The organism is Pseudomonas sp. BP8 (assembly GCF_017875955.1).
Taxonomy (GTDB): Bacteria; Pseudomonadota; Gammaproteobacteria; order Pseudomonadales; family Pseudomonadaceae; genus Aquipseudomonas.
Map to the genome: position 1 here is coordinate 2974812 of NZ_JAGINK010000001.1, position 26229 is coordinate 3001040.

Genomic DNA, 26229 nt, shown 5'->3' on the forward strand with positions numbered 1-26229 from the left:
GATAGACGGCTAGAGCGCCAAGCCAGGCGCTTTCGGCCGTTACACAGACTGTGTAGTATTGGCACCGGCCGATGCTGCCTGCCGCTCGCTCCATACTGGAAAGGTGAAAGCATCTCTAAGCTCCAGACCCTTTCGCATCGCTCTTGATAGTCGAGGTTTGGCAACGCGAGCACCATCACGCTTCGACGCCAGGAGACAGCATGTCGACAATCGAACAGGCCAAGCGCATGGCCAAGAGCTTGCGCAGCTCATTAGCGGCTCGCAACCACGAAATCTCTCATGCTTCTGCGCTGGAGATGGTTGCGCAGCAACTCGGCCACAAGGATTGGAACACCGCTTCGGCACTCCTTCCCAGCGAATCTCCCAGCCCTGCCGTTACGCTGGAAAAGGCCATCCCGATTCTGCGAATGTTCGATGAAGCCAAGGCCAGAGAGTTCTATCTGGACTTTCTCGGCTTCAGCATCGAATTCGAGCATCGTTTCGAAGCCGATCTGCCCCTGTACCTCGGGCTCAGCCGGGGTGGTCTGCAGATACACCTGTCGGAACACCATGGCGATGCAAGCCCGGGGACGACGATCTTCGTACCCATGCAAAACATCGAAGCCCTGCGCGACGAACTGATCACCAAGCGCTACGGCTTTGGCCGACCCGACATCGTCGAACAGGGCTGGGGTAAGCTGCTGGAAGTCTACGACCCGTTCGGCAACCGGATCCGCTTCTGTCAAAGCTGATTGGCAGCGGGTTTGCCTGGCACTGACAGACATCTTTGCAGCCCTTTCGCGACACAAGGTGCTCCCACAATGGCTTGAGGCATGCGCGGTCTCTGTGGGAGCGGCCTTGTGTCGCGAAATGAGGGCGCAGCCCTCACCGGCATCACCCCCTAAGCCATGATCAACTCGGTTCGACCAGTCGCGCGGGTTCCAGCGCAACCGCCGGAGCCTGTGCCAGCTCAGCGTTTGTACGCAGGGCACGCAACAGGCTGTAGCTCGCCAGCGTCATGTAGATCGCAATCGGCAGCCCGACGACGATGCTCGCCATCTGGATCGCCAATAGTCCGCCGGCAATGATCAGGCTCGCCGCAATCGCCCCCTCCAGCACGCACCACAGCACGCGCAGCCAGTTTGGTGGGTCGATGCTGCCCACGGCATTGAGCATGCACAGCACCTGGGTGCCGGCGTCGGCCGCGGTGACGAAATGCACCGCCAGCAGCAGGCAGACGACAATGCTCAGAATGCCGCCCAAGGTCTTGCCGTCCAGCCGCTCGAGCAGGGTGAACATCGCCGTGGTGGTTTCCTTGCGCGTCGCTTCGAGAATCGGACCCCCGGCAAACGCACCTGCCGCAGTCTGCTCGGCAACCGGCAGGCTGTTGTAGGCATGCCGAGTGTTCTGCTCATCCTTCAGTGCTGTGCCGCCAAATACCGCCATCCACAGGATGGTCACCAGGGTAGGTACGAACAAGGCGCCGACGACCAGTTCGCGAATGGTTCGGCCGCGGGAGATCCGCGCAATGAACAGGCCCACGAACGGCCCCCAGGTCATCCACCACGGCAGGTAGAACGCGGTCCAGCTGTTCTGCCAGCCACTGTCATGCTGGGTGTCGGTCCACAGGCTCAGGCCGACAATGTTCTGCAGGTAGTCGCCGGTCGATTCAAACAGCAGGTTCATGATGTAGTTGGTCGGCCCAAGCACCAGCACCACCAGCATCAGCCCCAGCGAGATGAACATGTTGACCGTCGACAGGCGTTTCATGCCCCGCGACACGCCGGCGATCAGCGAAATGGAGGCAATCACCGTCACCACGGCAATGATCCCCAGCTTGAACGACAGGCTGACCGGCACGCCGAATACCTGGTTCAGGCCGGTATTGATCTGCTCGACCCCCATGCCCAACGACTGCGACACGCCAAAGGCCGTCACCGCGGCGCCGATGATGTCGACGGTGTGGCCGATCGGGCCGTAGATGCGCTTGCCGATCAGCGGGTAGAGCACCGAACGCAACGCCAGCGGCAGGCCTTCACGGTAGGCGAAGTAGGCCAGACCCAGGCCGATGCTGGTGAAGATGGCCCACGGGTGCAGGCCCCAGTGGAACAGGGTGAGGCGCATGGCCATTGACGCGGCCTCATCGCTCAGGCCAGGGCTGAACGGGTTGTCGGCGTAGTGCAGGACCGGCTCTGCGACCGACCAGAAAATCAGCCCCACGCCCATACCGGCACTGAACAACATGGAAATCCAGGCCGCGAAACTGAACTCGGGCTTCTCATCCGCGCGTCCGAGCTTGAGGCTGCCGTGGCGGCTGAAGGCGATATAGATCAGCAGGCTCAGGACACCGCTGACCAGGGCAATGTAAAACCATTTGAGATTGTTGAGAATGGCGTCGGAGGCGTTCTTGAACACCCCGGTGGCCTGGTCGCCCTGGGTGGCGCACAGCACCACGAAGGCGATCACTATGAGCAGCGACCCGACGGTCACCACGGGGCTCAGGCCCTTGAACAGGCCAGTTTTTGCACGCATCGGCTATTTCCTTTTTATTTTTCAAGGCCGGAAGGTGGAATCGAAAAAAGCGCCCGAAGGCGCTTTGTCAGAGATCGATCACCAGATCTGAAGTCGGGCGACTGCAGCACAGCAGGCGCAGGCCTTTGTCGATTTCCCGCTGGCGGATTCCGCCGTTGTGGTTCATTTCCACAGAGCCTTCGAGCAATGCGGTCTTGCAGGTGCCACAGACACCCTGGCTGCAAGAAGAAGGGACCACCGCACCGGCTTGTTTGGCTGCGCTGAGCACGGTTTGCTGGGCGGTCATGGTGAAGGTCTTGCCCGAGCGCGCCATGCGCACGCTGAAGGTGTCCTGGACCAGCGCGGAGTCGGCGCCTGGTAGCGGTTCGGGCAGCACTTCGGCACTGATGTCGAAGCTCTCCTGGTGGTAGCGGGCCAGGTCGAAACCAGCATTGCCCAGCATCGCCTTGGCGGCATCCATGTAGCCTTTGGGGCCGCAGGTGAACACCGAGCGCTCCATGAAATCGGGGATGCGCTGCTGAAGTTGCTCGATCGACAGGCGCCCGAGCGGGCCTGTCCAGTCAGGCTCATCACCCAGGCCTTCACAAAAGAACAGCGTGCGAAAGCGCGGCATGCTGTGTTCGAGGCGGGCCAGCTCGTCGCGGAAGATGATGTCTTTAGGGGTGCGCGCGCTGTGCACGAAGACGATGTCGAGGTCCGCATGCAGGTCGGCCGCCGCGCGCGTCATCGCCATCAGCGGAGTGATCCCCGAGCCTGCCGAAAGGTACAGCAGCTTGCGTGCAGGGCCCGCCACCGGGGTGAAGACACCCGCAGGGCCGGAGGCGGCCATGGCGTCACCAGCCTTGAGGTTGTCGTGCAGCCAGTTGGAAACGGCGCCGCCGGGTACCCGCTTGACGGTGATCGAGAAGGTGAACGGCCGGGTCGGGCTCGACGACAGGGTGTAGCAGCGCGATACGCTCTGGCCATCGATCCGCGGCGACACGGTGAGGAACTGTCCCGGTTCGTAGGCCAGTGCGTGGTAGTCCGGGCAGTGGAAGGTGAACGTCTTCACGTCGTGGGTTTCGTCGACCACGCTGAGGCATTCGATGCGTTTGCTGGCACCGCTCTCCCACTGGGCGCCGTGCGCTGCCCAATGGTCGGTGTCGGCGAAGCGCTGGTCAGCGCGCAGGCTGGCAATGTTTTCGAATTTAGTCATCGTGGTTAAACCCCATGCGCCGCAAGGCGATTGCTGTACCAGCGCAAGAACTGCTCGACGTAGGGTTCGGTGAACTCGGAGTAGGGGCCTGGAATGTAGCCTGGGTCTTGGGTGCCGCTGTGGGTGATGGCGACCAGGTCGGCATCCTGCCGAGTGGTGGCGACCCAGACTTCGGTCAGGCGTTGCAGGTCATAGTCGACACCTTCGACGGCGTCTTTGCGCACCAGCCACTTGGTCCTCACCAAGGTGCGGTCCGGCGCCAGCGGGATGATCCAGCTGATCATGGCGTGGTCGCTCATGACGTGGGTCCAGGCATTGTTGCCCCACAGGTGGGTGTCGCCCAGATCCTTGCGGGTGATATTGCCGAGCAGTTTGCTGCAGGCCACCTTGGTGTCGAGGGTCTGCGATTCGCCGCTGCCGGCAATGATCATGCGTTGGGTGCGGAACTGGGTCGGCGCGTGGTCATCCAGGTGTTCGACGGTTTCATAAAGATGGCCATCATTGGCCCAATCGGCTTCGATACCGGCTTTGCGCGTCTGATAAGCGTCATACGAGGCGAGTTGCTCTGGCGTCATTTCTTCAAAACTGACGCCCAGGTCTTCCGACTGATAAGACACCAACAGTTCAGGGTGGGTGCCGTGGCAGTGATAGCACTCACGGTTATTTTCCATGACCAACTTCCAGTTGCCGTTCTCTACATAGTCGAGTTCGTAGGCAATCTTGGTATTGGTCAGGTCGTAGGGGGCAAAGCGCGCACCCATGACCTCTTCCTGAACGGCGATATCTTCCGGTGGGTTATCACTCAGGCAAACAAATACATGGGTGCCGATAACTTTGCAGTGTACCGGGATCAGGCTGCGGCATTTGGGGTCGAACGCCTTGCCCATGTGCGCGGCATGTTTGAGGCTACCGTCGAGGTCGTAGGTCCACTGGTGGTAGGGGCATACCAGCATGCCAACGGTGGACTTGCCGGCTGGCTTGAGGCGGGCGCCGCGGTGCCGGCAGACGTTGCGGTAGGCGCGAATCTGCTCATCGTCATCGCGCAAGACCATGATCGAGGACTTGCCGATGTCGGTGGTGAAAACATCGCCCGGTTCTTCGACGTCGGCGGTTACCGCGACAACGATCCAGTGCTGGGAGAAAAACACATCGAGGTCAGTTTCGAAGATATCCTGACGACTGAAAACTTCACCGGGCATGCCAAAACCAGGTTGCCGTGATGACACAACTTCGCGGTGAGTTTTAATAGGCGAAAGGCGCATGGTTATTCCTCAGGCACTTTTATTGTAAGTATTGATGCGGTGTATATGAGGATTATCAGAGTGGCTAAAAAACCCGTCAATGCGCCTATTTTTACCGGTCGTATTACTTCAAGTTATGAGTGTGCTCAGGATAATGCCGACAACGGCGCGCGGTCCTGCAACCAGCGGATCACGGCCCAGTCTTCGGCCGTTGCGCTATGGCCGTGGGGGATGACCACGTAATAGGCATCGGTAGGGTGCACGGAGAAGGGCGTCAGGCGCACCAGTTCGCCACTGCACAACAAGTGCTCGACCACTCGGCCCCAGCCCAGGCCGATGCCGTGGCCATGCAATGCCGCATGCACCGCATTGGCGTGCAGGTTGCAGCGCAGTGCGTAGTGCAGCTTATGGGTGCTCAGCCCCAGCGCCTTGAACCAGCCTTGCCAGTTCATCCAGCCTTCCGAGGTCGAGTCTGCCTCCAGTAGGCTCGCACGGGCCAGCTCATCCAGGGTCGTGGGCATGGCATTACGCGCCAGCCAGGCGGGCGAACAGACCGGAAAGATCTCTTCGTCAAACAGCAGAATGGCTTCGCCGTCCACCCATTTGCCGTTGCCATAACGCACGTCCAGGTCGGTGACCTGGGTGCGCAGGTCGCCGGTGAACATCTGCGTGGCCAGGCGCAGCTGCAGCTCGGGCATCTGTGCTTGCAGGGCTGCCAGCCGGGGCATGATCTGGAACTGCGAAAACGACGCAGTGGCGCCGAGCGTGATTTCCTTGCGGCCGCCACCGTGGTTGATCGTGTCGAAGACCGTGGCGATTCGCTGCAGTGACTCGGAAATGATCGCAAACAACGCCTGGCCTTCGTGGGTCAGGTCGATACTGCGGTGCAGGCGGTGGAACAGCTGTGCGCCGACATTCTCCTCGAGCACTTTGACCTGTTTGCTCACGGCGGCCTGGGTGACCCCGAGTTCTTTCGCGGCCTGGGTAAAACTTTTCAGGCGGGCAACGGATTCAAACTGGAGGAGGGCGGTCATCGACGGGATTATGCGCCGGTAGCCTTTGTGTTTATTGCCGGATTCTAAGGTTTGCATTGTTGTTTTCCCGGGCTTTGTAGTGCATTCAGACTCAAGCCGCACCGAGGTTGGGCGCGGCCTGGGTCGATGCCATCACGCCAGTTGGTACGTCGTCTTCACCCGCGTGAAGAATTGTCGGGCATGGGTCCCTTGCTCCCTGGAGCCCAAGCTTGACGCTCCATTGCCGCCAAACGGCACGTGGTAATCGACACCTGCGGTTGGCAGGTTGACCATCACCATGCCCGCCGAGCTGTTGCGCTTGAAGTGTTCGGCATTACGCAGCGAGGCCGTGACGATCCCGGCAGACAAACCGAACGCGGTGTCTTCGGCGGCGGCGAATGCCTCTGGGTAACCCTGTACCTTGAGCACGCTCAATACCGGCCCGAAGATTTCCTCGCGGTAGATGCGCATGTGCGGTTTCACGTCAGTGAATAGCGCCGGAGTGAAGTAGTAGCCGCCGCTCGGGCTGTCGACGTGCTCACCGCCACAGACAAGTGTCGCCCCTTGCTCGACGCCGCTGGCCACATACGAAAGATTCTGCTCAAGCTGACGCCCGTCGATCACCGGGCCGATTTCGGTCGCTGCCTGCAGGGCATCGCCCACCTGCAACGCGCGGGTACGTTCGGCAAGGCGGGCCACGAAGGCGTCATGAATGCCTTCGGTGACGATCACTCGCGAGCTTGCCGTGCAGCGCTGCCCGGTGCTGTAGAAGGAGCCGTTGAGCGCCACCTCGACCGCTTGCTCGAGGTCGGCGTCGTCCAGCACGATCAGCGGATTCTTGCCGCCCATCTCCAACTGCACCTTCTTCATGCCTTCCGCTGCCAGGCGGGCGATCTGCCGGCCCGTGTGCTCGGAGCCGGTGAAGCTGATGCCGTCGACCTGCGGCGAACGAATCAGCGTGTCACCGACACTGCGCCCCGGGCCGATCAGCATGTTGAACACGCCCGGCGGCAGGCCAGCGCGGGAAATGATCTCGGCCAACGCCCAGGCGGAGGAGGGCACCAGCTCCGCCGGCTTGAACACTACACAGTTGGCAAAGCACAGCGCCGGCGCGATCTTCCAGGCGGGAATGGCGATCGGGAAGTTCCACGGTGCGATGATGCCGATGACCCCCAGGGGCTGGGTGAACACGTCGATACCGACATCCTGACGTACCGACTGGTACTTTTCGCCTTCTGCGCGCAGCGCTTCCTGGGCATAGAACTTGAACGAGCGCCCGGCGCGGTCGACCTCTCCCAGCGCTTCGCGCACGACCTTGCCTTCTTCACGGGCGAGCAGCACGGCGAGTTCTTCGCGGCGGGCGAGGATCTCGCTGCCAATGAAGTCCAGCGCATCGGCACGTTGCTGTGGGTTGCTCCTGGCCCAGCCTGGCTGTGCCCGGCGCGCCGCGTCGATAGCTTGTTCCGTGAGGGCCTGGTCGGCACGTACAAAACGCTCGATCAGCTCTTCGGGATTGGACGGGTTGCGGTTGTCCAGCAGGTCGCTGCCAGCCACGCTGGAAACGAAGGCGCCATCGACGTAGCTGCTCTTGGTGATGGGGTTCATGCGGTAGGCATCCTCTGTTGTAGGGTCTACCGGGCATGATGCTGAGCGGCGCAACCCGTTCGCTATTACGGCCATGACAATTGATAGGATGGCGTGGCCGGGCTGCGTGAGCGTTGTCCGAAATATACGAGATAGCCGTCTTTATGTGATATGTCGGACGCTGGCCGCGGCATAGAATAGTGTTTGCCGGACTGCCCCGGTTGCTCTGGAGATCCTCCCTTGAACGCTCAGCCCGTTGCGATAAAACCGGACCTTCGCGTCGGTTTCGTGCTGCTGAACCAGTTCACCCTGGTGCCGGTCGCAGGCCTGGTCGACTCACTGCGCTTTGCCGCCGACAAGTCGTTTCGGAGCGAGCAGGTGTATTGCCAGTGGGATTGGATGACCTGCAACGACGAAGCGGTCCTCGCCAGCTGTGGCATGCCGATTTCGCCGACCCGGCCGTTGAACCTCTGGGCGCAGTACGATTACCTGGTGATTGCCGGTGGTCTGCTGGGCGAGACGCGCAACCCGCCCGAATGGTTGCTCGACGCCCTGCGCGATGTGCATGCCGCCAATATCCCGATCATCGCGCTGTGTTCGGCGTCGTTCGTGCTGGGCAAGGCCGGGCTGCTCGATGGCCGGCGCTGCGCGGTGCACTTCACCATTCGCGAGGAGTTCGAGGCGCTGTTTCCCAACGCCACGGCGGTGATCGACAAGAGCTACGTGGATGATCGCGGCATCATTACCTGCCCAGGCGGCACGGCCATCGACCTTGCCGCCAGCCTGATCCGTCGCCATTGCGGCGAGGTGCGTGCGCAGAAGGGTCTGGAATACCTGCTGGTGGAAGACCGTGCCGACCAACAGGAACAGGCCGGCAAGGTCTACCAGAATGACCGGGTGGAGCGGGCCATTGCCTTCATGCGCGACAACCTCGATGTGTCGTTGTCGCTCAAGGCGGTGGCTGAGGCGGTCGGCACGCACCCGCGCCAGTTGCACCGCGAGTTCGTCGCCAATACCCAGGAGCCCCCGGCCAACTATTGGCGCAAGTTGCGCCTGGACCATGCTCGGCGGCTGCTGGTGAATACCAGCCAGAACATCACTACAATTGCGCTGGCGTGCGGATTTTCGGATGCATCGCACTTCATCCTGTGGTTTCGCAAGCAGTATGGCGAAACCCCCTACAGCTTCCGCAAGCGCCGGCATGAGGTGGAGCGCTTCAATGGCGAGCGTCTGGGGGAACGGGTTGGGATGGATCCGGAGCTGTGAGGTTCAACCGCTACCCGTTCACCCCGGTTGTTCATCGCTGAAACTAACCATGCCGGGGCCGCTACGCGACCCTATCGCGACACAAGGCTCCCACCCAGACCGTCGTGCGCCATACCCTGTAGCGGGCTTGTCCCGCGAAGAGGCCAGGCCTGCCACCGTGCTGCATGGCACCGGCGCTGCCGGTTTCGCGGGGCAAGCCCGCTCCTACAGGATTTCGCTATATCAATGAGTTAGCGTCAGTTCTGTTAGTGATGCGGCGAAGAACAACGTCGGCAATCCCACCGCATACCCTGTAGGAGCGGGCTTGTCCCGTGAAGAGGACAGGCCTGCCACCGTGCTGTATGGCACCGGCGCTGCCGGTTTCGCGGGGCAAGCCCGCTCCTACAGGATTTCGCTATATCAATGAGTTAGCGTCAGTTCTGTTAGTGACGCAGCGAAGAACAACGTCGGCAACCCCACCGCATACCCTGTAGGAGCGGGCTTGTCCCGTGAAGAGGACAGGCCTGCCACCGTGCTGTATGGCACCGGCGCTGCCGGTTTCGCGGGGCAAGCCCGCTCCTACAGGATTTCGCTATATCAATGAGTTAGCGTCAGTTCTGTTAGTGACGCAGCGAAGAACAACGTCGGCAATCCCACCGCATACCCTGTAGGAGCGGGCTTGTCCCGCGAAGAGGCCAGGCCAGCCACCGTGCTGTATGGCACCGGCGCTGCCGGTTTCGCGGGGCAAGCCCGCTCCTACAGGATTTCGCTATATCAATGAGTTAGCGTCAGTTCTGTTAGTGATGCAGCGAAGAACAACGTCGGCAATCCCACCGCATACCCTGTAGGAGCGGGCTTGTCCCGCGAAGAGGCCGGGCCTGCCACCGTGCTGTATGGCACCGGCGCTGCCGGTTTCGCGGGGCAAGCCCGCTCCTACAGGATTTCGCTATATCAATGAGTTAGCGCCAGTTCTATTAGTGATGCCGCGCAGAACAACGTCGGCAAACCTGCCGCATACCCTGTAGGAGCGGGCTTGTCCCGCGAAGAGGCCGGGCCTGCCACCGTGCTGTATGGCACCGGCGCTGCCGGTTTCGCGGGGCAAGCCCGCTCCTACAGGATTTCGCTATATCAATGAGTTAGCGTCAGTTCTGTTATTGATGCGGCGAAGAACAACGTCGGCAATCCCACCGCATACCCTGTAGGAGCGGGCTTGTCCCGTGAAGAGGACAGGCCTGCCACCGTGCTGTATGGCACCGGCGCTGCCGGTTTCGCGGGGCAAGCCCGCTCCTACAGGATTTCGCTATATCAATGAGTTAGCGTCAGTTCTGTTAGTGACGCAGCGAAGAACAACGTCGGCAATCCCACCGCATACCCTGTAGGAGCGGGCTTGTCCCGCGAAGAGGCCGGGCCTGCCACCGTGCTGTATGGCACCGGCGCTGCCGGTTTCGCGGGGCAAGCCCGCTCCTACAGGATTTCGCTATATCAATGAGTTAGCGTCAGTTCTATTAGTGATGCGGTGAAGAACAACGTCGGCAATCCCACCGCATACCCTGTTGGGCTTGTCCCGCGAAGAGGACGGGCCTGCCACCGTGCTGTATGGCACCGGCGCTGCCGGTTTCGCGGGGCAAGCCCGCTCCTACAGGATTTCGCTATATCAATGAGTTAGCGTCAGTTCTGTTAGTGACGCAGCGAAGAACAACGTCGGCAACCCCACCGCATACCCTGTAGGAGCGGGCTTGTCCCGCGAAGAGGCCAGGCCTGCCACCGTGCTGTATGGCACCGGCGCTGCCGGTTTCGCGGGACAAGCCCGCTCCTACAGGATTTCGCTATATCAATGAGTTAGCGTCAGTTCTATTAGTGATGCGGTGAAGAACAACGTCGGCAATCCCACCGCATACCCTGTTGGGCTTGTCCCGCGAAGAGGCCAGGCCTGCCTCAAGCCATGCCCGCTGTTAGTGAGCCGAGCCTAGCGCGGCACCTGGTTAAGCAGCGCATCGAACACCACTTCGCACGCTGCACCCCACGCAGCGCTGCCGGGGTGGTGGTTGAGCACGTCGAGGCCGGCGGCGGTGAAGGTGCCTGGCGTGGCGATCGCCTGGCCGAGCGCTTGCAGGCTTTGCCCGGGATTGGCGCGGGCATTGGCCAGGCAATCCTGCAGGTTCCCCTGCACCAGCGTGCGCGCCTGATCAGCCGGCAGGCCTTTGTCCATCAACCAGTGCTGCAGGTCATGCAGGAGAAAATAGAACCAGCCGTGCATGCAGGCCGCCACGGTAGCCAGTTCGAACGCAGCTTCGCTGTCCACTACCACCAGCGTGCCCAGTGGGCTGAGGTGTGCCTCGGTGACCTCGTCGGACGGATAGACGACAACGGTCGCCGCGTTGACTTGCGCGGCATACGACAGCATTACGCGCACGCACTCGGCGCCGGGAAAGGTCGCCTGCAGGGTCGCCTGGTGCAGGCCGGCGACCAGCGACAACAAGCGCTGGCCGCATCGCAAGGTGATCTCGTCGGCCAACTGCGCGACATGCGCTGGGCGCACACCCAGCATCAGCATGTCGGCATTATCGACCACCGCCTGATTGCTCGGCATCACCTCGCAGGCGCACTCGGCCGCCAGTGCCTGGGCGCGTGCGCTGTTGCGCGGCGATAACCGGATCGGCCCGTCAAAGCCGCCTCGGCGCAACCCACGGACGACTTTCTCGGTCAGTTCGCCAACGCCAAGTATGCCCAGACTCTGCATCATGCCTCCTTAGGCTTCCAGGCCAGCGCGCCGTTGGCCCCAGTTCAGGTTGAGGTTGACCCCCAGGCTCAGCAATGGCTCCGGCGGGTTGCGATTGGGGCCCGCAGAGTTGAGCAGGAAGTCGCTCAGCTCGTCGCGTTCGCCCGCCAGCCAATTGGCCAGCAGCGTGCCCGTGGCCGTGCCGCGGGTGATCCCCAGGCCATTGCAGCACAGCGCTGCATGCACCTGGGGCGCCAGGCTGCCGAAGAACGACAGGTGATTGCGTGACAGGCACATCGAGCCGCCCCAGGTGTAGTCGAAGGGGAGCTGGGGAAGCATCGGAAAGCGCCGCTCGAACGACTCGCGGTGCTGGCGCGCTGCGCGGTCGAGATGGCGTTGCTGGGCCTGGCCGTTGGCGTTGAAGCTGAAACTGTTGCGTACCAGCAGGCGCTGATCAGGGGTGCGCCGCAAGGTGCTGCCGAACGGGTCGGCGGGGATGATCCCCCAGGTGCTCTTGCCGCCCAGCCGGGCCTGTTCGTCCTCGGTCAGCGGGCGGGTCATGCTGGCGTAGGTGAAAATCGGCAATAAGCGCCCCGGCAAGAAGCCGAAGTGCGAGGCGAAGGCGTTGTTGCACAGCAGCACCTGGTCGGCAACGATCTCGCCGTGGGCATGGCGCAAGGTGATCTGCTCACCTTGCTCCAAGCTGGTGATGATGGTGTGTTCGTACAGCGTGACGTTGGCCGGCAGGCTGTCGGCCAGGCCCCGGGCCAGTGCCGCCGGTTGCAGCAGGAGGGTGCCGGGGGTGTAGAGCGCCTGGCGGTAGAACGACACGCCCAGGTGCGCAGGCACGTCGCGGGCATCGATCATCTCGTAGGGCTGGTCGAGTTTGTCCAGGCCGCTGCGATAGGCTGCCAGCACCGCCAGGCCTTTGTCTTCGACCGCCGCCTGATACTTGCCGTCTGGGCGCAGTTGGCAATCGATAGCGTGCTCGGCAACCAGCCCGCGGATCAGGCCCTGGGCCAAGTGGTTGAGCTTGAGGTTCATCCGCGCGGTGGCCAGGTCGCCAATGTAGTCGGCTGCACCGATGTCATGCGGCAGGTCGATGGCAAAGCCCGAGTTGCGCCCCGAGGCGCCGAAGCCGACCTGCTGGCCTTCGATCAGCAGGATCTGGTCGTGCGGGTACTTCGCCGCCAGTTGGCGTGCAGCGGCCAAGCCGGTGAAACCGCCACCCAGCACCACCCAGCGCGCCTTGCTGCGACCGCTGTGGGCGGGACGAGGTGTGCGCGGCGGGCTGAGGTGGAACCAGCCGCAGCCGTTGTCGTCAGCGGGAGTTGAAGTGTTTCTGTACATGCTGCCGGTTCCTTGTTTTTGTATACTTTCGCACTGGCAGTCGGGCCCGCTCTATAACGGACGGGACAACTCATGGAAGGATTTCACGGATCTGCTCGGATCCGCTGGCGAGCTGCCGAATCTGATCCAGACTGTCTGAAGCTTCAGTTATCGGTACAGGACCATTCCAAGGAGGGTATCGCCTGCAAAACTCTAATTGTGCCGGGCACCTGTTGCTGCTCTCACTTAGCCTGGTACTGGCGCCCACGCTAGCGCTGGCGGTGGACGACTGTCAGCACCTGACCGCCACGGGCAACCCCGAATACCCGCCGTACCTGTGGCGCGACCCGCACAACCCCCAGCAACTGATCGGCGCCAATGTCGATCTGCTCAAGCATGTCGCCCATCAACTTGATCTGGAGATTGAGGTGCTCTACAGCGGCCCCTGGTCGCGCGCCCAGGAGGAGGTACGCACGGGGCGCATTGACATGCTCGCGGGCTACTTCATCACCCAGGCGCGCCAGCAATCAATGGATTTCATCAAGCCGGCGTTTCTTGCCACGCCCAGCGTGGTCTGGGTCCGCCAGGGGGATGCCTTCGCCTACGCGGGCTGGGACGACTTGAAGGGGCGCAATGGCGGTACGCTGGTCAGCAACAGCCATGGCCAGGCGTTCGATGACTACGCTAAGGCCAACCTGAGCCTGGAGGCTGTACCCAGTGCCAGCCAGGCGTTTCAAAAGCTGCTGCACAGACGCAATGATTACGTGATCTTCGAGCAGTATCCGGGGATGGCCCTGGCGCGCACGTTGGGCTTGGAAAAGAGCCTGCACGTGCTGCAACCACCCGTGTCCAGTGAAGGCTTGTACCTGGCGCTGTCGCAGGATTCGTCCTGCAATCAGCCCCGCTTGCGTGAACAACTGGAAGAGAAGATGAAAGAAGTGGTGGCCAGTGAGCTACCCGCGCAATGGGTCGCGCGCAACCTTGAGTTGTGGAACCGCCAGCAGGCCCACGCGACGGTGCCGTGAGCGCCAGACCTAACCGTTAACCGTTAACCGATACCCGCCTGATTCCTTCTCGAACACTCCGCTTCGGCGTCTGCGCGCCGGTTGAACGTGGGTGTGAGCCTGAGTTTTTCGACATTGTCGTACAGGTCAAAGCCGGTTACGGCGACCTTGGTATCGAAAAAGCTACCCCGCTGGTGGCTGTGCTTTTCCGTAGGCACAGCCGGAACAACTACGAAACGCGGTCGCATGCTAAGTGCCTCCCCAGGCTAATCAATTAACTATTAGCCTCGGACATGCTGAGCCGCAAGACGGCTAATGATAAGGCGACAGACGGCAGGTTAGCGCCAGCCCATTCAAGGCCTGTTGAACGGGCTGGGCATCAGCATCGGTAGAGCCCGGTCAGAACTCCCACCTGGTGGTGAGCATCACGTTGCGCGGCTCACCATAGTAGGTGGTGTCGAAGTTACCCAGGCCACTCAGGTAGCGCTTGTCGGTCACGTTGTTGGCGTTGACGGTAAAGCTCAGGTGCTCGTTGTACTGGTAGCGGGTCATCAGGTCGACGAGGCTGTAGCCGCCTTGCTTGATGCGCGTGTAATCGCCGACGTTGTTGCTGTAGATCTGCCCGTAGAAGCTGCTCTGGTAGCTGATGCCGCCACCCACGGTCACCTGGTCGAGCACGCCCGGCAGGCGGTAGGTGGTAAACACCCGGACCACGTGCTCAGGCTTGGTGGTGGTCAACGGGTAGCCGTAGATGCGCTGCTCGTCCTGATCGCGGGTACGTGCGTAGGTGTAGCCTGCCGACAGGTTCCAGCCCGCGCTCAGCTCACCTGCCAGTTCCAGTTCGATACCCTGGGTAGTGGCGCCGTCGATGGCTTTGTAGATGCCCTCGTTGGTGATCGGGTTGGTGCCGATGGACTCGGCCACGTTGTCTTGCTCGATGCGAAACACGGCCAGGCTGGCATTGAGTCGGCCATCCAGATAGGCCGCCTTCAGGCCCGCCTCATAGGCGTCGCCCTCGACCGGCTCAAGGGTGGCGCCATTGATGTCCTTGTAGATCTGCGGTTGATAGATCGAGGTGTAACTGGCGTAGACCGAGTACACCTCGTCGAGGTCGTAGACGATACCGGCATAGGGCGTGACCACGCCGTGCTGCTGGTAGCTGGCGTGGGTGTCGTCAGTGCCGCTGTCGGCGTTGTAGCGGTAGTCTTCGTTGTACTTGAAGGTGCTCAGGCGGCTGCCAAGAATGATCGAAAGGTCATCGGTCGGGCGCAGGCGCGTGGCCAGGTAGACGCCGTTCTGGCTCTGCGTGCGTTCGTACTTGCCGTTTTTCGGAAACGCCTGTTCCGGGAGGTTGCCGTTCCACTCGAAGATGCTCCCCGGCACCATGCTGAACGCGCTGGTATCGAAGGTGGCGCCGGTCTGGCGTGAGTGCGAGGCCATTACCCCAGCCACCAGTTCGTGCTGCCGACCGCCCAGGCTGAATGGCCCGGACAGGTTGATATCGGCGGTGTTCTGCACACGGTGGCCTTCCCAGCGGCCCCAATACAGGAACATGCCTTCGCCGCTGACCGGGTCCGGGTTGCCGCCACTGGCCGAGGCCAGCCGGGTGTCGTGGTCGGTGGTTTTCTGGTCGAGGCTGAGCTTGAGCTTCCAGTCGTTGGCCAGCGCTTGCTCAAGGCCCGCGAAGTAGGTAGTGGAGTCGAAGTCGCGACGGCTCCAGTCGGCACCGGGGTTGAAGCTGCGGGAGAAGTCGGTGCGGCTGCCGTCGGCGAAGTACACCGGGTTGCCGGTCCAGGTCGAGCCGCGCGGGGTCACGCTCTGCTTGTCGATCCCGAAGGTGAGCAGGGTATCCGGGGTGACGTCGGCTTCGAGGATGCCGTAGAAGACGTCCTTCTTCTGCTTGTAGTGGTCCTGATACGACTTGCGGTCCTGGTAGGCCCCTACCACGCGTCCGCGGACACTGCCGCTGTCGTTGATCGGGCCAGAAAGATCGGCCTGGGTGCGGTAGTCGTCCCATGAGCCTGCGCTGGCACTGAGCGAGCCCTTGAAGGTGTTGGTGGGTTTTTTGCGCACCAGATTGACGGTGGCCGAGGGGTCACCGGAGCCGGTCATCAGGCCGGTGGCGCCCTTGATCACTTCGACGCGGTCGAAAGTAGCCATGTCGACATGGGTGGTGCCTTCGTCGTACACGCCGTCATAGACGGTGTTGATGCCATCGTACTGATAGTTGGTGATGGCAAAGCCGCGCGTGGAGTACTCCATGCGCTCGCTGTCATAGGCCTGCTGGCTGATCCCGGGGGTATTGCGCAGCACATCGCCGATGTCTTGCGAGCCCTGGTCGTCCATTTGCTGGCGGGTCACGACGGTGACCGATTGCGGCGTCTGGCGCAGGGTCAGCGGCAGCTTGGTGGCGCTGGAAGTGATGCCGGTGGTGTAGGACCCGCTGCCTTCGGTGGTCTGGCCCAGCCCAAGGGCATCGACGTTGGTTGCGCCCAGCTCCAGCGCGCCGCTTTCGTCCGTCCCGCCGACCAGTACATAGACGCCATTGGCCTGGCGTACCACCTGCAGCCCGCTGCCCGCGAGCAATGCGGCAAAGCCGCTGTCGACGCTGTACTGTCCCTGCAGACCCGGCGAGTTCAGCCCCTTTACCCGCGCGGCATCGAACGACAGTGCCAGGCCCGAGACACTGGCAAATCGGCTCAGGGCCTCGGCCAGGGTGCCTGGCGCCACGTTGTAGGCGCGAGTCTGACCAACGCTGGCCTCGGCGGCGATGGAGGTCGTCGACCAGCCAATGCCTGCTACCGAGGCCAGTTGAATTGCGAGTGCCAAAGCGGCGTGCGGTCGTTGCATGGCTGTCTGGGTTCCCTTTGGAAAATCCACGATTGATATCGGATGTGCACAAGGGCCGGACGGGCGCGGAGAAAAGTGCAACGTCACGCAGATTTATTTTCAGGAATGTCAGGCGCGGGCTTTGACCGTGACCCACCAGCGGGTACGGCGGACGATGTCGACGGCGAATGTGCTCTCCAGCGCAGTCAGGGCCAGATCGGTGTCGGTAATGGGGAAGGTCCCCGAGACCTTCAGCCCGGCCACTTCGGGCGCGCACCTCAAGACCCCGGGCCGATAGCGCGATAACTCATCGATCAACTGGCCCAAGGGCCGGTCGATGGCAATCAGGCTGCCCTGTTCCCAGGATGCAACCGAGGCATCATTGTCGTGCACTGCGCCTATGCCGGCTGGCCCGAACGAGGCGCGTTGACCGGCCTCAAGGCGCAACGCTGGCTTGGCGTCGACGGTCAGTTGCACGGCCTTTTCCAGTACTGCCACCTCGCTGCCGTGCTCATCCTGGGACACACTGAAGCGGGTTCCCAGCGCCAATACCCGGCCATCGCGGGTATCGATCATGAACGGTCTTGCGGCGGCATCCCGCGCAGTAGTGATCAGCACCCGACCGCGGCGCAACACCAGCAGGCGCCGCTGCCCGTCGAATCGCACATCGACTGCGCTGTCGGTGTCGAGCAATAGCTGGCTGCCATCCGCCAACTTCACCTCGCGCCGCTCACCGATGCCGCTGCGACAGTCCGCGCTCCACGCGCGCGGCCCGTCGCTACGCCAGGCAAACGCGCCGAGGGTTGCCCCGCCGAACACCGTAGCCATGCCCAGCAGCACTTGCCGGCGGGCATGGCCAGCGCCCAGCAATGTTGCCGATGCGAGCCGGGCAGGCAGGCCGTCGATGTTATGGGTTACCGCCTGCATGCGCTGCCAGACTTCGCGGTTCAGTTCACTGGCCTGGTACCAGCGTTGCCAGCGCCCGTGATCGCTAGGCGTGGCACTTCCGGATGACAGACGCGCGAACCAGCGCGCAGCTTCGCGCACCGCCTCTTTCTGCGCGGGGGTAGGTGGCTGGTTCACAGGTTCTGCTGCCATTGCAACAGGCAACAATGCTCCATGGCCTTGGCCATATGGTTATTCACGGTGCGCAGCGAGATGCCGAGCTGCGCGGCAATCTGCGCATAGGTACAGCCATCTAGCTGCGACAGAATGAACACTTGGCGCACCCGCGCGCCAAGGCCGGCGAGCATCTGGTCGACCTCGACCAAGGCCTCGAACAGAATCGCCTGGGTTTCGACATCCGGTACGTCGTGGGCCGGCAGCAGGCTCAAGCTCTCTAAGTAGGCTTGTTCCAGCGAGCGGCGCCGAAACAAGTCGATCATCAGCCCCTTGGCCACCGTCGAGAGGAATTGGCGCGGCTCACGTATCTCGACAGCGTTACGTGCCTTGAGCACTTTGACGAACGTGTCCTGGACCAGATCGGCCGCGTCGCAGGCGCTGCCCACACGCCTGTGCAGCCAGCCGCGCAGCCAGGTGTTGTGTTCAACGTAGAGTTTGGTGACGGCGCCATGCAAGGCGGGGGAGTCAGCCGACATGGCCTGCGTCTCAAATGGTAATTGATCGCATTATTATTGATGTTTTACCGCGCTCGCAAGTCTTCTTGGTGGATGCTAGGCGTTCAGGTCAGGGCTCAGCGCAGGTGTAACAGCCGGTCCAGAGACATTGCGCCGGCGCCGCGAGCGAGCAGTAGCAGGAGCAGGCCGGCCCAGCACAGGTGAGTGGGCCAGGCATCCGGGTAGACAAAGACCTGGATCACCGCGGTCATGGCAAGCAAGGCCGCTGCGGAAAATCGGGTAAACAGACCCAGCACCAGCAGTAATGGGAACAGATGCTCGGCGTAGGTCGCGAGGTGCGCTGCAAGCCAGGGCGAGACGAGCGGCAAGGCATATTCGCTTTGGAACAATTCATAAGTGCCAGGCGTGATGCTCAGCCAGCCTTCGACCTTGGTGCGACCTGAGAGAAAGAACACCGAGGCGATGCCCAATCGTGCGACCAGGCACAGCACCGTGTCGCTCAAGATCAGCTGCAGGTGCTCGGCGGTGCGGTTCCAGTGCTGATGCAGGGCGTTATGCGTGGCGGGAGAGTGGTGGGTATCCATGCTGATGTTTACTCGAATGAGAGCGGACGGAAAACCTGGGCATGCAACAACCGACCGAGCAGGTCGGTAAAATCCAGGTCAGGTTGGGCTTGCTCGGCAAGCAGAGACGCGTCTTCCAGTGAGAGGCCCGCAGCGCAGGCATCGAGAAAGACACAGCCGCCAATCTCCAGCGGTTGATAGGCCACACCTTGCTCATCACCACTTAGCAGTGCGCCTTCCCCGACCCAGGGTTGAGCAGTTGGCCAAGTCAGGCCTTCTCGACTGTGGCGCCAAAGGCTGTAGATCGGATGCTGTGGGAACCAGCGCCAGCGCACACTGTTGCGTGGGCTGAGCTGACTACGTGCCAGGTCACTGGCGGTCATGCCGGCCAGCCCGGTCAGCTCAAGGTGCGGATCGTTGGCAGCGGCAAACGCTTCGCCCCACAAGACATCCAGGCGAGCGACGTCGCTCAGGTAGACCAGACCGTGCTGGCCTTGCAGTTCCTCATCGAGAAAGGCCGGGAAGGTCGCGCCGTAGTAGATCAGGCGCGGGTCGCTGGGAGGCGTTCGCTCGGCGTAGGCGGTGGCAACGCTGCGCATCCAGTCGTTTCCTACCAAGGTCTGGACACTGGGGAAGTTGGCGCACAGGGCGTCGACACAGCCCGCCAGCACGGTGTTGCGGTACACCGCGAACGCCGCTTGTTCGGTCAACCCTGCTAATTGCGGTGCGCTGCGCAGATACAGCGCCTCGACAAACGTTTGCTGAAACTGGCCAAGGGTGAGATTCATGCCCAGCCTCCCGCCTGATCGAGGGCCGCTTGGGCCAGGTCGCGCTCACTGAGCAGCTCGGTGAACGCAGGAATATTGCCGTCACGTTCGATCAGCGTCGGACGCGGACCGATGCGCTGGATCAATTGCCGGTACAACGCCCAGACCGGCGCGGCGATGCTGGCGTCATGCGAGTCGATCAGCAGTGTGCCCTGTGCATCCGTGCTGTGGCCGGCCAAGTGCACTTCAGTAACAGCCTCAACCGGAAAGCGTGCGAGGTAATCGCTCGCGCTGGTGCCGAGGTTGTGGGCACTGACATGGACATTGTTGATATCCAGCAGCAGGCCACAGCCGGTGCGTCGGACCAGCTCGTCGAGAAAGCCGATTTCATCCCAGTCGTGCCCGTGCAGATGGAGGTAATGACTAGGATTTTCGATGGAGATACAGCGCCCCAGCGCATCCTGGGTACGCTGGATGTTGGCCGCAATGCGCACCAGCGCCTCGTCGCTGCGGGGAAAGGGCAGCAGGTCGGGATGGTACTGGCCCTGCCAGGTCGACCAGGCCAGGTGCTCCGACACCAGTACCGGCTGAACCTGATCGATCAAGCTGCGCAAGCGCTGCAAGTGCAGTGCATCCGGTTCGGCGTCGGCCGCCAGGGACAGCGCAACGCCGTGCAACGACAGTGGATGGCGCTCGGCGATTGTTCTCAGCCAGGCCAGGCGTGGGCCACCGACCATGTAGTTTTCCGGGTGGACTTCAAACCACAACCCCTGCGCGCAGCACGCCATGGCCTGGGCATAGTGTTCGGCCTTGAGTGAAAGCCCGGCGCCCATTGGCGTAACTCGGCTCATGGTCGTTGGCCTGTGCTCAGGACTTCATCGGGGTGAGGGAGCCCATGCCATTGGGCGTCTTGATCGAGGTGCAGGTGCCCATTGGTACGTTTTTCCAGTGCATGCCGTCGTAGTCTTTTTTCGCGCTGCCTGCGCAGCTGGTGCCGGCGCCGGCTTTGCAGTCATTCTTGCCGGCCATGGCGACGCCGTAGCATTTCTCCATGGTCGCGCCACTGCTCGGCTGGCTAGTGGTTTCAGCGGCCATGGCAACGCCTGCCAGCGAAGCGAGGGCAAGGGCGGCGGTGGCGAGGGCGAGGGTTTTCATAGGGGTGTCTCCAAAGGATGGGGCCGCGGTCGAGTACCGGCGGCTCAGGGAGTAATTCGTGGCATGCGCCGATCGGGTTACAGCCCCACGAAAATATTTTTCGCAATCTTGCTGAGCGCCTACCGTAAGGAAGTAGGTGCTAGGTTATCTGGGCGATGAATAAATCTACTGAAGGTGTAACCTTGGCGGCCCATGCAACGAACTAACCCACAGGACCTGCTTCATGCCCGCGAGTTGCAGTTGCAGGCCCTGCTACTGAAGGGGCTGGCAGGTGATGCGGGGGCATATCGCGAGTTCCTCTCGGCACTTGCGGTGCACATGCGCGGTTTTCTGCGGCGGCGCCTGCCGCAGCACCCGGCCGAGGTCGAGGACCTGCTGCAAGAGGTACTGCTGGCGGTGCACAATGCCCGCCACACGTATCGGGCGCAGCAGCCGCTGACTGCTTGGGTACAAGCGATTGCTCGCTACAAACTGGCCGATTACCGGCGCGCCTACGCCCGTCGCGATGCGCGGCACGAGCTGCTTGAGGACGATAGCGATCTGTTTGCCAGCAACGACGAAGAGCAGTCTCAGGCCAGTCGCGACTTGCTCAAACTGCTTGAGTACTTGCCGGAGCGGCAGCGCTTGCCAATCGTCCACGTCAAGCTCGAGGGCTTGTCGGTTGAGCAGGCGGCGCAGGTCACCGGGCTCTCCAGTTCGGCGGTCAAAGTGGGCATACACCGGGGCTTGAAGGCCTTGGCCAGGCTGATCCGAGGTAGGAATGACAATGAAGACCGATGAGCTGATTACGTTGTTGGCCACGGGTGAGGGGGCAGTGCAGCCACATGCCTTGGCGCGCCGGTTGGCACTGGCACTGCTCACTGGCGTACTGGCTGCGCTGTTGTTACTCGTGGCTATCTACGGTGTGCGCGCCGACCTCGCCGAGGTGGCACGCACCCCTTTGTTCTGGGCCAAGGTAGCGTTGCCCGCCAGTCTGGCACTGCTTGGACTGGGGCTGACCCAGCGCCTGGCCAGGCCGGGCGTTCGCGGGGGCGCGTTGTGGCAATGGCTTGGTCTGCCGCTGCTGCTGGTTTGGCTGGGGGCGGGGCTGAGCCTGATCGGCGCTCCAGTCGAAGCCCGCGCCGAGCTGATTTTCGGTCGTACCTGGCGCACCTGCGCGTTGAACATCGCGGTGCTCTCACTGCCCACCTTGGTAGCGGTGTTCTGGGCCCTGAGGGGCCTGGCGCCGACGCGTCTGCGCCAGGCCGGCGCCGCGGGTGGGCTGCTGGCCGGCGCTAGCGCAACGGTTGTCTATTGCCTGCACTGCCCTGAAATGGCGGTGCCATTCTGGGGGGTGTGGTATTTGCTGGGGATGTTGCTACCGACAGCGCTGGGGGCGATTGTTGGGCCACGCGTGCTGCGTTGGTGAACAGAGCCCATGAGCTGTCAGCTCAGTCAGCATTGACGAGCGAGTTATCCGGCCAGTGCGTACCAACGCTGTTGTCGGGTAGCTGACGGCCAGACGCACGCTGTCGTTTACGCCGGTACATGTCGCCATCGGCGTGGCTCAGTAGCGTATCGGCATCCTTCCCGTCTGCGGGATAGCAGGCTACACCGATACTGCAGGAAGGCATGTTTATAGCGCCGAATTCAGGCGGAAGGGGTTCATCCATGACCTTGGCAATCTGCGCGACGCTTGCCATGACCTGCACTTCTGACTGGACATCGGTCAGTAGCACGATAAATTCGTCACCGCCCATCCGTGCGACCGTATCCGCCTCGCTCACACAGCGCTCCAGTCGCCGCGCAATCATGCACAACACCTGATCGCCCGCCGCATGGCCATGGACGTCATTGATGCCCTTGAAATCATTGATGTCGAGAAACAGCAGGGCCAGCCGGCGTGGCTCACGTTGCGCTGCGCTCAGGGCCAATGCCAGGCGGTCGTTGAACATTGAACGGTTGTGCAGTTTTGTCAGTGGGTCATGGTGAGCGAGGAAGCGCAACTCGTCCTCGACCTGGGTGAGCGCGGTCACATTGCGTGCGACACCAATCCGCGCGCCGACTTCGTCAGACCAGAACGCCGCCCACAAGATGTGCACGGTGCCGCCATCCTTGCGGATATAGCGGTTGCGAAAGTCAAAATGAGGTTGGCCGTTCATCACCCGGGTGATCGAGGCGCGGGTTGCCTCGAGGTCGTCGGGATGCATGTAGCGGGTGATGGCGGTGCCGGTGAGCTCGTCGGGTCGGTAGCCCAGCAGTGCCTCGCAGGCATTGCTGACGAACACGATCGTGTTGTCTTTGTCGACGACGAACACGGTGTCCAGCATCAAATGGATCAGCTTCGGGTAAAGCGCTTGCAGGTCAACGGGCATACGACGTCCGGGATTAGAAGCTCGATCATGTGTTTTGTCGCACAACGCAGCGGCGAAACAGCATACACAGGATCGTGCGTACGCAACTACCTCGCCCGGATGCAGGTCATCGCTAAACGAGGCAGTCTGGCGAGCGCAGATTTCCCCGATGTGTTATTGCCCGCTTTTGAACTTGATCACATCACCGTGCTCCTGGCGGATCAAAGCACTTCATGGTTGTCCGACTGCCAGCATTGGCGCTGGTCACCAGCCTGCACTAGCGTTCAGTTTCTAGCCTGCAGCAATACTCGTACTGACCCGTGCGGAGCAACCAGCCATCATGCCTGATCTGCGCCCAGACCCTACGCTGGTCCTGGAATACCGTGCCCCAGCGCCGATATTCGAGGGTTTCTTGCAGCAGGCGCTGCGCTCGCCTGATGCCACCGCCATCATCACTGAGCGGGCAACCTGTAGCTATCGACAGCTCGCGCAGATCAGCCAGGGCATCGCAGCATACCTGCTTGAACACGGCGTAGACGCATCCGACCGGGTCGTGATTGTCGCCAGTCGCTGTGCCAGCCTGGTCTATGCCATGCTCGGCGCCCTGCGGGCCGGCAAGACCTTCACCATTGCTGATGTCGCGTACCCCACGGCCCGTGTTCAACAGATCGTACGCACGCTCGAGCCAGCTTTTGTGCTGCTGTGTGGCGATGCCAACCTCGAATTCGATGCCGCTGACCACCATCGCGTGCCACGGGTCGTGCGCGTGGCGGAGGCGCCCGCTGGGGCCCTGCAGCAATTTTTTGCCCGGGATCAGGCTATGGCCTTGCCCGTAATCCACCCCGATCACCCGGCCTATATCACCTTTACCTCTGGCAGCAGCGGCGAACCCAAGGGTGTCGTCACCCATCACGCACCCCTGGTGCATTTCATTGAATGGCACGTGCGCCGGCATGGTTTCACCGCCGCCGACTGTTTCTCGCTGCTGTCGGGGCTGGGCCATGACCCGGTGTACCGGGATGTGTTCACGCCGCTGTCGATTGGCGCGAAGATCATCTGCCCGACTCAGTCGACCCTCATCGACCCGACGGCCCTGGCTGCCTGGATTCACCGCCACGAGGTATCGGTGATCCACCTCACGCCTGCGCTGGGCCGGCTGATCGAGACCGGTGCCAGGCTCAAATCACTGCGGCTGGAGTGTTTGCGCTATCTGTTCTGGGGTGGGGATGCGCTGAGCCCTGCGTTGTTCGAACAGATGCGCGCGATAGCGCCAGGCGCTGTCAGCGTGAATTTCTACGGAACGACGGAAACCCCGCAGGCCATGGCCTTCCATCCACTGGATGCGCACGCCGACAATACCCGCATCCCTCTGGGCAAAGGCATCGACGGCGCGCAATTGCTGGTCGTCAACGACGCCAATCAACAGACCGGCGAAGGTGAGGTCGGCGAGATCCTGATTCGTAGCCCCTATCTGTCGCTGGGTTATTGGCGAGACACGGCGCTGACCGGGGAAAAGTTCGTGGTCAATCCGTTTACCGGTACCCCAGGCGACCTCTGTTACCGGACCGGTGACCTTGGTAGCTATCTGGCCGATGGCAGTGTCAGCTTTCTCGGGCGCGCAGACAGCCAAGTGAAGATACGTGGCCATCGGATCGAACTGGCCGAGATCGAAAGCGCCATCGTCCGCCACCCACGGGTCAAACAGTGCGTAGTCGTGGCCAACCACGACAGTTCGATGCCTCGCCTGGTCGCCTACTGTGTGGCCGAGCAGTCGGTGTCGGCGGCGGAGTTACGCGAGGCGCTCGCCGGGCAACTGCCAGACTACATGCTGCCGGCATCGTTCGTGTTCATCGACGCCATTCCACTGACGCCCAATGGCAAGATCGACACGCGCGCGTTGCCGGCGGTGGCCAACACCGTCATTGGTCATCAGCCGTTGTCCGCGCAGGCGCAGGAACTGAGTGCGGCCTGGGCGCGGATCCTCCAGGTACCGGAGATCGATGCCAACCTGACCTTCGTTGAGCTGGGGGGCGACTCACTGTCCTTCGTCCAGGCGTCGATGGTGCTCGACCAACTGCTCGGCCACTTGCCGGATCGCTGGGAAGTTACCCCGGTACGCGAACTCGCCCGACTGGCCAACACGCAAAAGGCGCCAAGCCCCGCACTGCGGGCGATGGAGCTGCCAGTGCTGATGCGCATGATCGCGATCATCCTGATCGTGGTTGGCCATCTGCACATGTTTTCGACGTGGACCATCAGTGGCGAGACGACGGTGCTGTTTCTGATCTCCGGCATCAGCTTGGCAAGGTTTCAGTTCAGGGCCATCGAAGAACGCGGCGACGCTCGCCTGCTGGCCGTGTCAGTTGCCAGCATCGCGGTACCGACCATCCTCTATACCGTGCTGACCCAACTGGTATTCGACAAGGTCCACTGGCAATCGCTGTTGATGATTTCCAACTGGTTTACGCCGCAAACTGTCGGCCATTTCCATTATTGGTATATCGAAGTGCTGGTGCAGATGATCGTGATCATCGGCCTTGCGCTGTCGTTCAAGCGCGTGCGCAGCACGATCAAGGTCAATCCGTTTCGTCGGCTGTTAGCCGCCTCCTGTGCATTGCTGGCGGCGGATATCATCCTCAACCTGTTCGTGTTCGATGCATCGCCCCTGTATTACCGGGTGCCCCAGCACTACCTGGCAATTATGGTGCTCGGCATGGCGGTGCACTTCGCCGACTCGACCCGGCAGAAGTGGGGCGCCAGTGCCGTGGCTCTGCTGTTGATTGTCGAGCTTGACCTTGTCGCCCTGGCCTCCATGGGCTGGCCGGAGCTGGGAGAAATTGGCCATATCGATATCGCCTTGCCGGCGGTCCTCGCGTTGATCTGGCTGAAGTCAGTTGCAGTGCCGGGCGCTGTCGCCCGGGCGGGGGCAGTGATCGCCTCGTCGACCCTGTTCATCTACCTGACCCATTTCCAGTTCCAGTCGATTGCCAAGCGAATCATCGATGAGCCCCTGTTTGGGCTATTGCTTGCCATCGTCGGCGGGATTGCCGTTGGCTATTGCTGGAATACGCTGGCGCGCACCGTTGCGCTGGGCTGGAAGCGGGCACGCAACAAGCGCCAGGAGAAGAGGGCCGAGCGAGTGGCCTGAGCAGCCCTGCGGGCTA

Annotated in this window: 21 protein-coding genes; 6 read left to right on the plus strand and 15 right to left on the minus strand. The window is 62.0% G+C overall.

Features of this window, described 5'->3' with window-relative positions:
• Positions 1–200 precede the first annotated feature (200 nt).
• On the plus strand, positions 201–731 hold the full coding sequence (locus J3B00_RS13035; protein ID WP_209867900.1) for a glyoxalase superfamily protein: 531 nt from the start codon (positions 201–203) through the stop codon (positions 729–731).
• Between the two features lie 160 nt (positions 732–891).
• On the opposite strand, the gene J3B00_RS13040 is transcribed toward J3B00_RS13035, so the two are convergent.
• The 5 genes from J3B00_RS13040 to J3B00_RS13060 form a co-directional block, all read right to left on the minus strand.
• Positions 892–2511, minus strand: a complete 1620-nt coding sequence (locus tag J3B00_RS13040) for a BCCT family transporter (protein ID WP_209867901.1) — start codon at positions 2509–2511, stop codon at positions 892–894.
• 67 nt (positions 2512–2578) lie between these two features.
• Positions 2579–3706: a hybrid-cluster NAD(P)-dependent oxidoreductase gene (locus J3B00_RS13045; protein ID WP_209867902.1), complete on the minus strand. Its 1128-nt coding sequence runs from the start codon at positions 3704–3706 to the stop codon at positions 2579–2581.
• Positions 3707–3711: 5 nt separating this feature from the next.
• Positions 3712–4968, minus strand: a complete 1257-nt coding sequence (locus J3B00_RS13050; protein ID WP_209867903.1) for an aromatic ring-hydroxylating dioxygenase subunit alpha — start codon at positions 4966–4968, stop codon at positions 3712–3714.
• A gap of 125 nt (positions 4969–5093) precedes the next feature.
• Positions 5094–6038, minus strand: coding sequence for a LysR substrate-binding domain-containing protein (locus tag J3B00_RS13055; RefSeq protein WP_209867904.1), 945 nt, complete (start codon positions 6036–6038; stop codon positions 5094–5096).
• A gap of 75 nt (positions 6039–6113) precedes the next feature.
• Positions 6114–7565, minus strand: a complete 1452-nt coding sequence (locus tag J3B00_RS13060) for an aldehyde dehydrogenase family protein (RefSeq protein WP_209867905.1) — start codon at positions 7563–7565, stop codon at positions 6114–6116.
• A 219-nt stretch (positions 7566–7784) separates the two neighbouring features.
• Here J3B00_RS13060 and J3B00_RS13065 point away from each other — a divergent pair, with 219 nt between their 5' ends.
• Entirely contained in the window at positions 7785–8810 is a 1026-nt protein-coding gene (locus J3B00_RS13065) for a helix-turn-helix domain-containing protein (RefSeq protein WP_245362545.1), read from the plus strand.
• A 1945-nt stretch (positions 8811–10755) separates the two neighbouring features.
• Here J3B00_RS13065 and J3B00_RS13070 read toward each other — a convergent pair.
• Both J3B00_RS13070 and J3B00_RS13075 read right to left on the minus strand, forming a co-directional pair.
• Entirely contained in the window at positions 10756–11529 is a 774-nt protein-coding gene (locus tag J3B00_RS13070; protein ID WP_209867906.1) for an NAD(P)-binding domain-containing protein, read from the minus strand.
• 9 nt (positions 11530–11538) lie between these two features.
• Entirely contained in the window at positions 11539–12858 is a 1320-nt protein-coding gene (locus J3B00_RS13075; RefSeq protein WP_209867907.1) for an FAD-binding oxidoreductase, read from the minus strand.
• A 209-nt stretch (positions 12859–13067) separates the two neighbouring features.
• On the opposite strand from J3B00_RS13075, the gene J3B00_RS13080 reads away from it, so the two are divergent.
• The gene (locus J3B00_RS13080; RefSeq protein WP_245362797.1) at positions 13068–13862 is read left to right on the plus strand and encodes a transporter substrate-binding domain-containing protein; all 795 of its coding nucleotides are present in this window, start codon (positions 13068–13070) and stop codon (positions 13860–13862) included.
• 378 nt (positions 13863–14240) lie between these two features.
• Here J3B00_RS13080 and J3B00_RS13085 read toward each other — a convergent pair whose 3' ends face one another.
• From J3B00_RS13085 to J3B00_RS13115, 7 genes are all read right to left on the minus strand, one after another.
• Positions 14241–16691, minus strand: coding sequence for a TonB-dependent receptor (locus J3B00_RS13085; protein ID WP_209867908.1), 2451 nt, complete (start codon positions 16689–16691; stop codon positions 14241–14243).
• A gap of 108 nt (positions 16692–16799) precedes the next feature.
• Positions 16800–17753, minus strand: a complete 954-nt coding sequence (locus J3B00_RS13090) for a FecR domain-containing protein (protein WP_348635947.1) — start codon at positions 17751–17753, stop codon at positions 16800–16802.
• The gene (locus tag J3B00_RS13095) at positions 17750–18268 is read right to left on the minus strand and encodes a sigma-70 family RNA polymerase sigma factor (RefSeq protein WP_209867910.1); all 519 of its coding nucleotides are present in this window, start codon (positions 18266–18268) and stop codon (positions 17750–17752) included. Before J3B00_RS13095 ends, J3B00_RS13090 begins: the two co-directional genes overlap by 4 nt.
• A gap of 95 nt (positions 18269–18363) precedes the next feature.
• On the minus strand, positions 18364–18831 hold the full coding sequence (locus J3B00_RS13100) for a DoxX family protein (RefSeq protein WP_209867911.1): 468 nt from the start codon (positions 18829–18831) through the stop codon (positions 18364–18366).
• Between the two features lie 8 nt (positions 18832–18839).
• Positions 18840–19598 carry a DNA-binding domain-containing protein gene (locus tag J3B00_RS13105; RefSeq protein WP_209867912.1) on the minus strand — a complete coding sequence of 253 codons (759 nt, stop codon included), beginning with the start codon at positions 19596–19598 and terminating at the stop codon, positions 18840–18842.
• On the minus strand, positions 19595–20410 hold the full coding sequence (locus tag J3B00_RS13110) for a DUF692 domain-containing protein (protein WP_209874833.1): 816 nt from the start codon (positions 20408–20410) through the stop codon (positions 19595–19597). Before J3B00_RS13110 ends, J3B00_RS13105 begins: the two co-directional genes overlap by 4 nt.
• Positions 20411–20444: 34 nt before the next feature.
• The gene (locus J3B00_RS13115) at positions 20445–20732 is read right to left on the minus strand and encodes a DUF2282 domain-containing protein (protein WP_209867913.1); all 288 of its coding nucleotides are present in this window, start codon (positions 20730–20732) and stop codon (positions 20445–20447) included.
• A 192-nt stretch (positions 20733–20924) separates the two neighbouring features.
• On the opposite strand from J3B00_RS13115, the gene J3B00_RS13120 reads away from it, so the two are divergent.
• Positions 20925–21512 carry a sigma-70 family RNA polymerase sigma factor gene (locus tag J3B00_RS13120; RefSeq protein ID WP_209867914.1) on the plus strand — a complete coding sequence of 196 codons (588 nt, stop codon included), beginning with the start codon at positions 20925–20927 and terminating at the stop codon, positions 21510–21512.
• The gene (locus J3B00_RS13125; protein ID WP_209867915.1) at positions 21499–22140 is read left to right on the plus strand and encodes a DUF1109 domain-containing protein; all 642 of its coding nucleotides are present in this window, start codon (positions 21499–21501) and stop codon (positions 22138–22140) included. The genes J3B00_RS13120 and J3B00_RS13125 overlap by 14 nt, the downstream gene beginning before the upstream one ends.
• A gap of 22 nt (positions 22141–22162) precedes the next feature.
• Here J3B00_RS13125 and J3B00_RS13130 read toward each other — a convergent pair whose 3' ends face one another.
• Positions 22163–23086: a sensor domain-containing diguanylate cyclase gene (locus J3B00_RS13130; RefSeq protein ID WP_209867916.1), complete on the minus strand. Its 924-nt coding sequence runs from the start codon at positions 23084–23086 to the stop codon at positions 22163–22165.
• A 319-nt stretch (positions 23087–23405) separates the two neighbouring features.
• Between J3B00_RS13130 and J3B00_RS13135 the strand changes: the two genes are divergently transcribed.
• Positions 23406–26213, plus strand: coding sequence for an amino acid adenylation domain-containing protein (locus tag J3B00_RS13135; protein WP_209867917.1), 2808 nt, complete (start codon positions 23406–23408; stop codon positions 26211–26213).
• Positions 26214–26229 lie beyond the last annotated feature (16 nt).

Excerpts from the sequence above, each read along its gene's own strand:
- J3B00_RS13035 (WP_209867900.1), top strand. The coding sequence starts at position 201 with ATGTCGACAATCGAACAGGCCAAGCGCATGGCCAAGAGCTTGCGCAGC.
- J3B00_RS13040 (WP_209867901.1), bottom strand. The coding sequence starts at position 2,511 with ATGCGTGCAAAAACTGGCCTGTTCAAGGGCCTGAGCCCCGTGGTGACC.
- J3B00_RS13045 (WP_209867902.1), bottom strand. The coding sequence starts at position 3,706 with ATGACTAAATTCGAAAACATTGCCAGCCTGCGCGCTGACCAGCGCTTC.
- J3B00_RS13050 (WP_209867903.1), bottom strand. The coding sequence starts at position 4,968 with ATGCGCCTTTCGCCTATTAAAACTCACCGCGAAGTTGTGTCATCACGG.
- J3B00_RS13055 (WP_209867904.1), bottom strand. The coding sequence starts at position 6,038 with ATGCAAACCTTAGAATCCGGCAATAAACACAAAGGCTACCGGCGCATA.
- J3B00_RS13060 (WP_209867905.1), bottom strand. The coding sequence starts at position 7,565 with ATGAACCCCATCACCAAGAGCAGCTACGTCGATGGCGCCTTCGTTTCC.
- J3B00_RS13070 (WP_209867906.1), bottom strand. The coding sequence starts at position 11,529 with ATGCAGAGTCTGGGCATACTTGGCGTTGGCGAACTGACCGAGAAAGTC.
- J3B00_RS13075 (WP_209867907.1), bottom strand. The coding sequence starts at position 12,858 with ATGTACAGAAACACTTCAACTCCCGCTGACGACAACGGCTGCGGCTGG.
- J3B00_RS13085 (WP_209867908.1), bottom strand. The coding sequence starts at position 16,691 with ATGCAACGACCGCACGCCGCTTTGGCACTCGCAATTCAACTGGCCTCG.
- J3B00_RS13095 (WP_209867910.1), bottom strand. The coding sequence starts at position 18,268 with ATGTCGGCTGACTCCCCCGCCTTGCATGGCGCCGTCACCAAACTCTAC.
- J3B00_RS13100 (WP_209867911.1), bottom strand. The coding sequence starts at position 18,831 with ATGGATACCCACCACTCTCCCGCCACGCATAACGCCCTGCATCAGCAC.
- J3B00_RS13105 (WP_209867912.1), bottom strand. The coding sequence starts at position 19,598 with ATGAATCTCACCCTTGGCCAGTTTCAGCAAACGTTTGTCGAGGCGCTG.
- J3B00_RS13110 (WP_209874833.1), bottom strand. The coding sequence starts at position 20,410 with ATGGGCGCCGGGCTTTCACTCAAGGCCGAACACTATGCCCAGGCCATG.
- J3B00_RS13115 (WP_209867913.1), bottom strand. The coding sequence starts at position 20,732 with ATGAAAACCCTCGCCCTCGCCACCGCCGCCCTTGCCCTCGCTTCGCTG.
- J3B00_RS13120 (WP_209867914.1), top strand. The coding sequence starts at position 20,925 with ATGCAACGAACTAACCCACAGGACCTGCTTCATGCCCGCGAGTTGCAG.
- J3B00_RS13125 (WP_209867915.1), top strand. The coding sequence starts at position 21,499 with ATGAAGACCGATGAGCTGATTACGTTGTTGGCCACGGGTGAGGGGGCA.
- J3B00_RS13130 (WP_209867916.1), bottom strand. The coding sequence starts at position 23,086 with ATGCCCGTTGACCTGCAAGCGCTTTACCCGAAGCTGATCCATTTGATG.
- J3B00_RS13135 (WP_209867917.1), top strand. The coding sequence starts at position 23,406 with ATGCCTGATCTGCGCCCAGACCCTACGCTGGTCCTGGAATACCGTGCC.